The 10942-nt window shown below is 76.1% G+C and carries 11 protein-coding genes and 1 pseudogene; 2 read left to right on the top strand and 10 right to left on the bottom strand.

Annotated features, from left to right (window positions below; all coding sequences use genetic code 11):
- Positions 1 to 84 (bottom strand): annotated as a pseudogene (locus AB0B83_RS27370) (carboxyltransferase domain-containing protein); the annotation flags it as partial.
- 131 nt (positions 85 to 215) lie between these two features.
- Here AB0B83_RS27370 and AB0B83_RS27365 point away from each other — a divergent pair.
- The gene (locus tag AB0B83_RS27365; protein WP_357580570.1) at positions 216 to 638 is read left to right on the top strand and encodes an SRPBCC family protein; all 423 of its coding nucleotides are present in this window, start codon (positions 216 to 218) and stop codon (positions 636 to 638) included.
- Here the strand turns inward: AB0B83_RS27365 and AB0B83_RS27360 are convergent.
- The gene (locus AB0B83_RS27360) at positions 613 to 1104 is read right to left on the bottom strand and encodes a GNAT family N-acetyltransferase (RefSeq protein ID WP_357580569.1); all 492 of its coding nucleotides are present in this window, start codon (positions 1102 to 1104) and stop codon (positions 613 to 615) included. The two genes, AB0B83_RS27365 and AB0B83_RS27360, sit on opposite strands and share 26 nt — an antisense overlap.
- Before the next feature lie 85 nt (positions 1105 to 1189).
- Between AB0B83_RS27360 and AB0B83_RS27355 the strand changes: the two genes are divergently transcribed.
- Complete coding sequence (locus tag AB0B83_RS27355; RefSeq protein WP_357580568.1) at positions 1190 to 1687, top strand: DUF1990 domain-containing protein; 498 nt, start codon at positions 1190 to 1192, stop codon at positions 1685 to 1687.
- Between the two features lie 74 nt (positions 1688 to 1761).
- Here the strand turns inward: AB0B83_RS27355 and AB0B83_RS27350 are convergent, their stop codons facing one another.
- The 8 genes from AB0B83_RS27350 to AB0B83_RS27315 form a co-directional block, all read right to left on the bottom strand.
- Positions 1762 to 2682: a DNA-3-methyladenine glycosylase 2 family protein gene (locus tag AB0B83_RS27350; RefSeq protein ID WP_357580567.1), complete on the bottom strand. Its 921-nt coding sequence runs from the start codon at positions 2680 to 2682 to the stop codon at positions 1762 to 1764.
- 125 nt (positions 2683 to 2807) lie between these two features.
- A complete protein-coding gene (locus AB0B83_RS27345) occupies positions 2808 to 3443 on the bottom strand; it encodes a hypothetical protein (RefSeq protein ID WP_357580566.1) in 636 nt (211 codons plus the stop codon).
- 220 nt (positions 3444 to 3663) lie between these two features.
- Positions 3664 to 4443 (bottom strand): zf-HC2 domain-containing protein, encoded by a 780-nt coding sequence (locus AB0B83_RS27340; RefSeq protein ID WP_357580565.1) that lies wholly within the window; start codon positions 4441 to 4443, stop codon positions 3664 to 3666.
- Positions 4440 to 5135 (bottom strand): sigma-70 family RNA polymerase sigma factor, encoded by a 696-nt coding sequence (locus tag AB0B83_RS27335; protein WP_357580564.1) that lies wholly within the window; start codon positions 5133 to 5135, stop codon positions 4440 to 4442. Before AB0B83_RS27335 ends, AB0B83_RS27340 begins: the two co-directional genes overlap by 4 nt.
- 129 nt (positions 5136 to 5264) lie before the next feature.
- Positions 5265 to 6122, bottom strand: a complete 858-nt coding sequence (locus AB0B83_RS27330) for a fused MFS/spermidine synthase (protein ID WP_357580563.1) — start codon at positions 6120 to 6122, stop codon at positions 5265 to 5267.
- A complete protein-coding gene (locus AB0B83_RS27325) occupies positions 6122 to 7084 on the bottom strand; it encodes a hypothetical protein (protein WP_132233139.1) in 963 nt (320 codons plus the stop codon). The genes AB0B83_RS27330 and AB0B83_RS27325 overlap by 1 nt, the downstream gene beginning before the upstream one ends.
- A 37-nt stretch (positions 7085 to 7121) precedes the next feature.
- Entirely contained in the window at positions 7122 to 9596 is a 2475-nt protein-coding gene (locus AB0B83_RS27320) for an SMC family ATPase (RefSeq protein WP_357580562.1), read from the bottom strand.
- A complete protein-coding gene (locus AB0B83_RS27315) occupies positions 9596 to 10744 on the bottom strand; it encodes an exonuclease SbcCD subunit D (protein ID WP_357580561.1) in 1149 nt (382 codons plus the stop codon). The genes AB0B83_RS27320 and AB0B83_RS27315 overlap by 1 nt, the downstream gene beginning before the upstream one ends.
- Positions 10745 to 10942 lie beyond the last annotated feature (198 nt).

Genomic DNA, 10942 nt, shown 5'->3' with positions numbered 1-10942 from the left:
CAGCCCGGTGAGGTAGGCGAACCCGGGGGCGAAGCCGCAGAAGGCCACCCGGAACGGGGTACGCAGCAACCGGTCCACCACCGACCCGCCGGCCCGGCACCCCCGCGCGCCGGCGGACACGGACCGGCCGCCGGGCGCCTCGTCACGATCCCGCACGCGGCGTCGTCGAGACTGGCAGCGGCGCCGCCGGGCGTCGACAACGGGGAGGGGACGCGATGCGGTTCGAGGCCGGTACGGAGGTGGCCGCCGAGGCGGGACGGGTCTGGGCGGTGCTGGTCGACGTCGAGCGGTGGCCGGAGTGGACGCCCTCGGTGCGTCGGGCGCAACGGGGGGAGGCGGGACCGCTCGCGGTGGGCGCCACCGCCCGGCTCGTGCAGCCGAAGCTGCGACCGGCGGTGTGGCGGGTCACCGAGCTGACCGAGGGCCTGTCGTTCTCCTGGGTCTCGGGCAGCCCGGGGGTGCGCACGCTCGGCGAGCACCGGGTGCTGCCGCTGCCCGACGGGCGCAGCCGCGTCGAGCTGGCCATCACGCAGTCCGGGCCGCTCGCCGGGCCCGTCGGCTGGCTCTACGGCGACCTGATGCGCCGCTACCTGCGGATGGAGGCCGACGGGCTCAGGCGTCGCTGCGAGCGGGACTGACCGCCTTCTCCAGTTGGGCGAGCCGGATGCCGTTCGCGTCCGGGCGGTGCCCGACCACCTGGTAGCCGTGCCGGTGGTAGAACCGCAGGTTCTGCTCGGTGTCCGCGCCCGTGAAGAGCGCGAAGCGGCGCACCCGGGCGGCGCAGGCCGTCTCCACCGCGCGCAGCAGCCGCCCGCCGACGCCCCGGCCGTGCTGGTCCGGGGCCACGGAGAGCCGGCCGATGTGCGCGGTGTCGCCGTCGACGTCCGCCCGCACGGAACCGACCAGCCGGTCGCCGAGCCGGGCGGTGAGCACCGTCGCCGGGCCCGCCAGCGCGGCCCGCACCTCGTCCAGGGTCTCGGTCAGCGGGGGCAGGAACGGGTCGGCGTAGCGCTGTGCCTCGGTGACGTACGCGGCGCGCTGCACGGTGAGGATCTCGCCGGCGTCCGTGAGGTCGGCGGGGGCGATGCGCGGCTCGATGATCACTCCGACAGCCAACCACAGGCCGTCGGGCGGGTCGCCCGCGCCGCCCGTACGCTGGCGGTGTCCCGTCGAGCCGTGGGGGTGCGCCGTGCCGGCACTGACCTATCCGCACGTCGGCGCCACCGAGACCGGCGAGCTGCCGGCCGGCTGGCGGCACGTGCGGCACCGGGTCCGGCTGCCCGACTCCTGCTTCCCGGCCGCCGGGGACGCCGTGCTCGGCTGGCGCCTGCACCGGGCGGCCGGCATCCGGATCGACGCCGCCGCCGAGCGCGCCGCGCCCGGGGTCCGGGTGGTCTCCGGGCTGGGCGTCGGCCCGCTGCGGCTGGCCGCGCCCTGCGAGGTGGTCTGGGCCGTCGACGACGGGCGGCGGGCCGGCTTCGGGTACGGCACGCTGCCCGGGCACCCGGCGCGCGGCGAGGAGGCGTTCGTGGTCAGCCGCGACGCCGCCGGCCACGTCTGGTTCGAGGTGGTCGCGTTCAGCCAGCCGGACCGCTGGGTCATGCGCGCGGCGGGGCCGGCCGGTCGGGCCTTCCAGCGGGCGTACGCCTGGTGGCTCGGCCGCACCCTGCGCCGCCTCTGCGCCTGACCCTGACCCGCATCGTCGTCACCCCTCGGCGGGTGGCATCCGCCGCCGCGACGCCCGTCGGACGGCGGGACTCGTCAGAACCGGGCGAAGGAGCGGATCGGCATCCGCGGACCGTACTTCGGCGCCTGGACGCCACCGGCCGCCAGCAGCACGCAGACCCGCCCCCGATGCCCCCGGAACGGCTCCAGCAGGGCCAGCATCCGGGCGTCGTCGCCGCGCGGCTCACCCGCCAGGGCCCAGGCCACCGTGTTCGGCACGTGGAAGTCGCCGACGCTGACGGCGTCCGGGTCCCCGTACGCGATGCGCACCACCTCGGCGGCGGTCCACGGGCCGATGCCGGCGACGGCGGTGAGCCGGCGGGTGGCCTCGGCGGAGTCCGCGCAGCGCTCAAGCCGGTCGGCGACGGCCGCCACGCGGCGCAGCGTCTCGGCCCGGCGCTGCTCCACGCCGAACGGGTGGAACACCCAGTACGGGGTGGCCGCCACCGCCGCAGGCTCCGGCGGCAGCAGCAGCGGCTGCATCGGCCCGGGCGCCGCCTCGGCGAAGTGCCGCACCGTCGCCGCGTACGCCCGGTAGGCCTCCTTGCCGGTCACCTTCTGCTCGAAGACCGCCCGCAGCAGTTGGCGGAAGACCTGCCCGGTGGCGGGCATGCGCAGCCCACGGTGCTGGGCCGCGAGCCGCGCCACCACGGGGTGGGCGGCGGCGAGCGCCCCGAACCCGCTCACGTCGTCGCGGAGCCCGGCGATCGCGTCGGCCCACTGCACCACCCGGTCGGCACCCGGGCCGTAGCCCTCGGCGAGCAGGGCGCCGCCGGCCGGCCGCAGGGCGAGGGTGGCCGGACCGTCCGGGGTGCGGGCGGCCCACCAGAACGTGCCGGCCGCGACGCGCGCACAGGGGTCGTACGGGCTGAAGGTCAGCGCCCGGACCGACGCGGCCAGCCGGTACCCGGCGGGCGGGCGCAGCTCCCGACGCGCGGTGGGTTCGGTCCCGGTCACCCGCACATGCTGTCACGTCCCCGCCCCGTGACCGGCGACACCGCCGGGCGCACGCCGCCCCGGTGCCGTCGCCGGTCCCGGGGCGGCGACCGGCCGCGCCGGGACCAGCCACCGGGACCGTGACGTCAGTACGAGTAGTCCGAGTCGCCCTGCCCGGCCTTGTCGTCGGACGGCGGGGCGACCGGCTTCGGGGTGCCCGGCGGCAGGCAACTCAGGTTCTTCTTCCCGTCCGGCGCGACCACGAACCAGGTGCCCCCGACGCCCTGCCCCTTCCACTGGCCGGGCTTCTTGTCCCCGACGTAGCGGTAGAGCGGCCAGCCGCCGAGGGTGATCTGCCGGGTGCCGTCCTGGCGGGTGACGGTGCCGATCTTGTCGTCGGAGACGCCGTTGAGCTCCGGGTCGCCGTCGGTCAGCGCCGGGGGCCACAACTGGGCGCACTTGTCGACGCAGTTCGACGAGGGCGGGTCGTTGGTGTCCTTGTCGAAGCGGTAGAGGATCCACCCGTCCTGGTCGGTGACCACGCTGCCCATCCGGGCGACCTTCCGGCCGTTGAGCTCCTCGGTCAGGTCCGCGTCGGCGGGCGGCGCGTCGGCGGCCGGGGACGGCGAGACCGAGGGCTCGGCCGCCGCGGTGGGTTCGGCGGCGGTCACGGCGACCGGGTTGGCCGCGCCCGGGTTCGCCCCCTCGTAACCGGCGGGAGCGCAGGCCGTCAACGCGACCATCGCGCTCGCCACGATGACGGTTCGCTTCATCTGTGCCACGTGCCCTCCTCGTTGTTGCGGTTCACCGGTCAATACGGATAGAGCGTTGTCAAGGTTGAATGCGAAAGCGTGGTCGATGTCACGGGAAATCGTTGAACCGTACGGGCCGGAAATCCGTTTCCCGCGACGAGTGTGGTTTCCGTCAACAGCATTCGTGGAAACGGCACGCGGAATCGACGCCGGTCGTGAGGGCTGACCGGCGCCGATTCCGCGACGGGTGCTACATCTGCACGGTGACCAGCGGGCTCGCCACCCCGCCGGCGTCCACCGACTGCACTTGGAACTGCTTGATGTCGTCGAGCCGCGTCGACGTCGATGCCGACAGGCTCAGCTTGTCGGGGCGCGCGTTGGTGCCGTACCCGGTGCCGGGCACCGACCAGGTGGAGACCACCTCGGTGCTGTTGTTCCTCCGCACCACGACGAGCCGGCACGTCCGGGGCCCGGGCAGCTTGGCGAGGATGAAGTCCACGCCCGTGCCGAAGTCCTTCGACACGACGAAGAAGGTCGCCTCGACGCCGGTGGTCGGGTCGACGACGTTTACCGGATCGCCCTCCGGCAACGTCCCGCCGATGTCCGGGTCGTTCGGATCGCTGGAGCGGCCGACCGTCGGCGGGGCGACCTGCGCGGTGGCGGTCGGCTCGGCCACCACCTCGGGGGCACTGTCGCCGGCGATGCGGGCGAAGCCGAGCCCGGTCGCCCCACCGAGGACCAGCACCGCCGCCGCCGTGGCGAGCAACTGCCGGAACCGGTTGCGCCGCCGGTGGGCGCGGACCGCGACCAGCGTCCGGTCCAGCAGGGCCGGGTCGGTGCGGGTCTGCTCCAGCGCGGCCATCGTCTCGCCGTCGATGTCGGAGAGCAGGCCCACGACCGGCACCATCGTCTCCAACTCGGCGGCGCACGCCCAGCAGGTGGCGAGGTGCTCCTCGAACCGTTCCGTGTCGCGCTCGTCCAGCACGCCGAGCGCGTACGCCGCGACGTCCATGTGGTCCGCCCGGCTCATTCCGTCACCCCCCGTTCCTGCAGAGCCGTGCGCAGCGCGCGCAGCGCGTAGTAGACCCGCGACTTGGCGGTGCCGAGCGGAAGGGCCAGCTCCTCGGCCGCCTCCGGCACCGTCCGACCCCGGAAGTACGTGGCCACCAGGATCTCCCGGTGCGACTGGCTCAGCGTACGCAGCGCGTCCGCCACCGTCATCGTGCGCAGCACCCGGTCGGTGCTGTCCGCCTCGGCGAACGCCGTGAGGTCCCGGTCGTACGTCTCGGCGGGCCGGGCCTGCACGCTGCGGTGCTCGTCGATGGCGATCCGCCGGGCCACCGTGACCAGCCACGGCCGCAGCGAGCCCTGCCCCTGCACGCCCAGCCGGTGCGCGTTGCGCCACGCCCGCAGCAGCGTCTCCTGGACGATGTCCTCCGCCCGCTGCCGGTCGCCGCCGGTGAGCCGCATGACGAACGCCAGCAGCGGCCCGGCGTGCTCGGCGTAGAGCAGCCGGATCAGGCGATCCGAGTGACCCGCCTCGGTGGACGGTGCCGCCTGGTGGCGCCCCGGGGCGGATTTCGGCGTCACCGGCCCATTCTGGCGAGGCGCCTGGCGGGCGTCGACCCCGCGTGCCGCCGCGTCCGGCCGGGGCTGGGACCGCGCGGACATCCAGTCCGGTCGCGCCCTGTCGCCGTGCCAACCGGCCGCCACCGCGTGCATGCAGACCTCCGGGTGTCCGATGACATCGGCCGCCTCCCACGGGCACGGCCGCCCGTTGGTACGCAGCGCCCACGCGAACGGATCAACGGCACACGGAAAAGATTCGGCTCCCGCACCCCCGGACTCCGCTCAGCGGCGCACGGAGAAGATCCCGGGCGGCGGCGGGGTGGAGTCGGTGGCGTCGGCGTCGCGGACGACCGGCGCCCCGCCCGCGAAGCGGTCGAGTTCCCCGCCGGCCAGCACCCGACCGGGGAACCAGTCCCCGGCGGCGCGCCGGGTCAGCTCCGGCACCGGCGGCTCGACCCGGCCGGCCACCAGCACCAGGTTGCCGTAGCGCCGCCCGCGCAGCACCGCCGCGTCGCCGACGAGGCAGGCCCGGGGCAGCACCGACCGGAGGGTGGCGACCTGCGCCCGGGCGTGGCGCAGCGGCGGGCCGTCGGCGACGTTCGCCAGGTGGAAGCCGGCGGGCCGCAGCACCCGGGCCACCTCGGCGGCGTACTCCACCGAGGTCAGGTGGGCCGGGGTGCGGGCACCGGCGAAGACGTCGGCCACCACGACGTCGTAGCTGGCGTCCCGGCTGGCGGCGAGCACCGCACGGGCGTCGGCCACCCGCACCTTGAGCCGGGGATCCGGCTGCCACGGCAGGGCCTGGCGGACCAGCTCCACCAGCGCGCCGTCCACCTCGACCACCCGCTGGGTGGAGCCGGGCCGGGTGGCCGACACGTAGCGGGGCAGGGTCAGCGCGCCGCCGCCGAGGTGCAGCACCCGCAGCGGCGCGCCGGCCGGTGCCAGCAGGTCGATCGCGGCGGCGAGCCGCCGGACGTACTCGAACTCCAGGTGCGTGGGGTCGGCCAGGTCCACGTGCGACTGCGGGGCGCCGTCCAGCAGCAGCGTCCACGATCCCGGCCGGTCCGGATCGGGCACCAGCTCGGCCTGGCCGGTGTCCACCCGCGCGGCCACGGTGTCGGCCGCCCGCTTGCGTCCCATCAGCGCCGTCCCCGGGCGGCGGCGGTGAGCACCCGGTGCAGCAGCCGCGCGTCGCCGAGCAGCGCCCGCAGCCGGCGCTCCAGGCCGGCGATCGGGATCAGGTTCTGCGGCGCCCGCGGGTCCTTGTAGGGGGTGGAGGCGAAACGGGGCAGCGTGACCAGCGACAGGTCCGCAAGCCCCACCGCCTCGTCGACGCTCAGCTCGGCGGAGCACTCCATCCGGACGATGCCCGCCCACGGCGCGCCGAGGGCCACCGGCAGCCGCAGATACCACGACCAGCCGCCCCAGGCCGTGCCGAGCTTGAACACCGGGGAGCGCTCACCGGCCGCCAGCTGAGTGACCACGGCGGTCAGCCGGGCGTCCAGGTACTGGCTGTGCTGGGTCTTGATGTAGCCGACCGTGCGCGGCAGCTGTCGCCGGTTGCGCAGCGGGCCGTCGACCACCAGCAGGTCGCCGTCGGTGCGCGCCGCCCCCGAGACCTCCACCTCGAGCGCGGTCAGCGGCCCCTGCACGGCGGCCGGGAGCTTGTTCAGCTCGCCCGTGCCGCTGACCCGGTGCACCGGGTAGCGGACGCTGCCGGCCACCACGTCCACCGCCGAGGGGCTGGCCGTGAACAGCCCCCGGCCGACCCGCGCGCCGGCCAGCTGCGCCGCGCCGCGCTCCAGGTCGCACCGGACCACCCCGGCGGCGTACGAGGCGGCCAGGCCGGGGAAGGACGCCCCGTCGTCCTCCGCCGTCCACACGCTCGCGTCGATCCGGCGCACCCCGTCGACGAGCAGCACCACGTCGGGGGCCCGTACGCCGGGACGCGGCCCGATCGCCCGCCAGTCGACCGCCGGCAGCTCGGCGTCCGCGTCGACCTGGGCGCTGCTCGGCGCCGCGGGACCGCCGCCGCCCGCCGCCTCGAACGAGGCGCCGTACGCCGGATCCCACGCGTCGACGAAGAACCGGGGATCGGTCACCGCAGCGGACCTCCCGTCGCGCGTGCCGGGGCCCCGCTCACCGGCCGGTCCGCTCGACGCGCGCCGACCGGGCGTCCTTGCGGACCTCGAAGCGGACCGGGATGCGTTCGGCCAGGGCCGGCACGTGGGTGACCACCCCGACCATCCGGTCGCCCCGGGCGGCCAGGCTCTCCAGTGTGGCGGCCACCGTGTCGAGGGTGGCCGCGTCGAGCGTGCCGAAGCCCTCGTCCAGCACGATCGACTCCAGGCTCGCCGCCGTCGTGGACAATCCGGCGAGCTGCTCCGACAGCGCCAGTGCCAGCGCCAGCGACGCCTGGAAGGTCTCGCCGCCGGACAGGGTGCGTACGCCCCGGCGCAGCCCCGCGTCGTGGTGGTCGACCACGAAGAACTCGCCCTTGTCGTGCACCAGGTCGTACTGCCCGCCGGAAAGCTCCCGCAGGATGCCCGAGGCGCCGTCGACAAGCAGGTCCAACGCCTCGGCGAGCAGCCACCGCTCGAAGTTGTTGGCCCGCAGGTGCCCCGCGAGGGCCCGCGCCACCTGCGCCTCGCGCTCGTAGCCGGCCCGCTGCTCGCGCAGGTCACCCGCCTGCTCCCGGCGCCGCTCCAGCTCGCGCAGGTCGGCCTCGGCCCGCTCCAGGGCGCGGTCGGTGGCGCGTAGCGGATCGTCGGTGGGCGGCAACCCGGCGGCGGCGAGGAAACCCGCGATGCGCTCGCCGACGCCGGCGGCCACCGCCTCGGCCTGCGCCACCGCGGCGGCCCGCCCGGCCCGCTCCGCGCGGCGGCGCCCCGACTCGTCGCCGGCCCATCCGGTCAGGGCGGCCCACGCGGCGCCCAGGTCCTCCCGGTCCGCCGTCGGCGGCCCGAACCGGGCCAACCCGTCGCGGGTCGCGTCGAAAGCCCGCCAGGTCGCCCGCAGCCGCTCCTCGGCGGCGTCCACGGCCGCCCGGGCCCGCCGGGCGGCGTCCCGGCCGCCCCGCACCGCCGCCGCCGACTCCTCCAGCGCCCGGCGCATCCGCGCGTGGTCGTCCAGCTCGCCGCGCAGCACCGCCGGCTCGGCCGCCTCGGCCAGCTGGTCGTCCAGCTCGGCCAGCCGGGCCTGCACCTGGTCCTGCCGGGCCCGCGCGCGCAGCAGCACCCGCTCCAGCTCCCGGGCCGCGCCGTCGCGTTCCTGCACCACGGACTGGGCGGCCTTGCTGGCGGCCCGCGCCGCCCGTCCCGCCGCCGTCGCGGCGGCCACCGCCGAGTCGGCCGGCACCGCCGGCACCGACGCGACGGTCTGCTCGCAGACCGGGCAGGCGGCCCCGGCGCGCAGGTGCGCGCGCAGCGCCACCGCCTGGTCGGTCGCCTTCGCCTCCTCGTGGGCGCGGAAGGCCGCCTCCAGCTCCGCCTCGGTCCGCTCGGCCGCCGCCCGCGCCTCGGCCAGCGCCGCCACCGCCGCGCCGTGCTCGGCCTGCGCCCCGGTCACCGCCGCGCGGACCGCCTCCGCCTCGCCGGCCAGCTTCTCCCGATCGGTGTACGCCCGCAGCAGCAGCCGCAGCGCGCTCTCGTCACCGGCGGCGGCCAGCTCGCCGCGCAGCTTCTCCTCCCGCTCCTCGGCCAGCGACACGGCCGTCGCCGCCTCGTCCGCGCCGGCCCGCGCCGCCGCGACCGCCCGGGTCACCTCCGCCACCCCGTCCGGCGCGCGCACGGCGGCCAGCACCGCCAGGTCGGCGTCGAGGGCCGCCAGGGCCGCGCCCGCCTCCCGCGCCGTCGCCCGGGCGGCCTCCAGCTCCGGTACGGCGCCCGCCACCGACCCGGCCAGCTCCCGCATCCGGTCGACCTGCCCGGTCGCCGCCTCCAGCGCGGCGTCGTCGACGCCGGTGAGCCCGGCGAGGGCCTGGTCGACCGCCTCCAGCTTCGCCTCGGCCTGCGCGGCCCGCGTGGTCGCCCGCTTCTGCACGTCCTCGTAGACCCCGAGGCCGAGCAGGTTGACCAGGATCTGCTGCCGGGTGGCCGGCTTGGCGTGCAGGAAGTCCGCGAACTGCCCCTGCGGCAGCACCACGCAGCTGGTGAACTGCTCGTACGGCAGCCCGACCGCCTCCAGCACCGCCTGCTCCATCTCGGCGGGGGTGCCGGCCACCACCTCGCCGAGGTCGTCGGGGCTCAGCCCGGTGTCGAGCTTGGTCACGTCGAAACCGGCCGGCATCAGCTGCAACCCGGCGTTGGCCGTCTTGACGTTGCCCCGGCCGTCCCGGCGGACCACCCGGGTCGCCACGTAGCGGGAACCGGCGGACTCGAAGACCAGCCGCACCCGCGCCTCCGTGGCCGACGGCGCCAGGGCGTTGCCCAGCCCTCGGGTCCCACCCCAGCGGGGCACCGTGCCGTAGAGGGCGAAGCAGATGGCGTCCAGCACCGTCGACTTGCCGGAGCCCGTCGGCCCCACCAGCGCGAAGAAGTCGGCGTCGGTGAAGTCGATAGTGGTCTCGTCGCGGAAGACGGTGAAGCCCGCCATGTCCAGCCGCATCGGCCGCATCAGTGCTCGACCTCCTCGAAGAGCTCGTCGAAGAGCTCCCGCACCCCGTCGTCGGTGTGCCCCCGGCTGTCGAGGTAGTCGGCGAAGAGCTGCCGGGGCGAACGGCCCGCCCGCTGCGCCACCCGGGTGCCGCTGCCCGGGGCGGGCAGCAACTCCGGGTCGATCCGGATCTCCAGGGCCTGCGGGAGCAGCTCCTGCACCTCCTCGCGCAGCCCGGCGCGCGGCTGCTCCCGGACGTACACGCGCAGCCAGGCGTCCGGCACCTGCATCTCGGCGAGCTGGGCCAGGGTGCCCCGGACCGTCCGCAGCGTGGTGGCGGCGGTCACGGGCACCTCGCGGACCTGCGCCGCCGTGGTCGCGGTGACCTCGACGACGGTCACCGACGGCACGTTCTCCTGCTCGCCGAAGTCGACCGCCAGCGGGCTGCCGCTGTAGCGGATCGGGCAGGGGCCCTGCACCCGCTGCGAGCGGTGCAGGTGGCCCAGCGCCACGTAGTGCGCAGTCCCCGGGAACACGGTCGCCGGCACCGCGTAGCCCAGCACGGTGTGCGCGTCGCGCTCCCCGCCGCCCGTGGTCGCGCCCACCACGGTCAGGTGGGCGGTGACCAGGTGCACCCGGTCCGGCTCGGTGAAGCTCTCGGTCAGCCGGCCCAGCACCCGGCCCAGGTGGTCGGCGTACGTCTGGGTGGTCTCGGCGGCGGTCAGCTCGTACATCTCCACGGCGCGGATGGCGTAGCGCTGGGAGAGGAACGGCAGCGCGGCCAGCCGCCAGCGCTCCCCGCCGGCGGTGGTGCCGTCGATGACGTGCTCGTCGGGGTTGTCCCGGACCCCGCCGCGCAGGGTGATCCCGGCGGCCTCGGCCCACGGCCGCAGTGCGTCGAGGGCCTGGCCGTTGTCGTGGTTGCCGCCGATGGCCACCACGTCGGCGCCGGTGCGGCGCAGCGCGGTCAGGGCCCGGGTGACCAGCCGGGTGGCCTCGGGCGTCGGGGCGGCGGTGTCGTAGAGGTCACCGGCGACGATGACCAGGTCGGGTGACTCGGCGCGGGCGACGTCGATCACGCCGGCCAGGACCCGCTTGTGCTCCTCGGCCCGCGACTGCCCCTTGAGGACCTTGCCGACGTGCCAGTCGGAGGTGTGCAGGATCTTCACGGTGCCGACCTTTCGTTCGCGACTGCGGGGCTCACTCGCTGCGCTCGCTCACTCCTCGCGCTCACCGGTGCCAGCCTTTCGTTCGCGACTGCGGGGCTCGCAAGCTCACTCCTCGCGCTCACCGGTGCCAGCCTTTCGTTCGCGACTGCGGGGCTCGCAAGCTCACTCCTCGCGCTCACCGGTGCCAGCCTTTCGTTC

The organism is Micromonospora sp. NPDC049060 (assembly GCF_040649055.1).
Taxonomy (GTDB): Bacteria; Actinomycetota; Actinomycetes; order Mycobacteriales; family Micromonosporaceae; genus Micromonospora; species Micromonospora reichwaldensis.
Note: the sequence above shows the minus strand (reverse complement) of the source record. Positions and strands in the feature narration are given on the sequence as shown.

Excerpts from the sequence above, each read along its gene's own strand:
- AB0B83_RS27365 (WP_357580570.1), top strand. The coding sequence starts at position 216 with ATGCGGTTCGAGGCCGGTACGGAGGTGGCCGCCGAGGCGGGACGGGTC.
- AB0B83_RS27340 (WP_357580565.1), bottom strand. The coding sequence starts at position 4,443 with ATGAGCCGGGCGGACCACATGGACGTCGCGGCGTACGCGCTCGGCGTG.
- AB0B83_RS27335 (WP_357580564.1), bottom strand. The coding sequence starts at position 5,135 with ATGCACGCGGTGGCGGCCGGTTGGCACGGCGACAGGGCGCGACCGGAC.
- AB0B83_RS27330 (WP_357580563.1), bottom strand. The coding sequence starts at position 6,122 with ATGGGACGCAAGCGGGCGGCCGACACCGTGGCCGCGCGGGTGGACACC.
- AB0B83_RS27320 (WP_357580562.1), bottom strand. The coding sequence starts at position 9,596 with ATGCGGCCGATGCGGCTGGACATGGCGGGCTTCACCGTCTTCCGCGAC.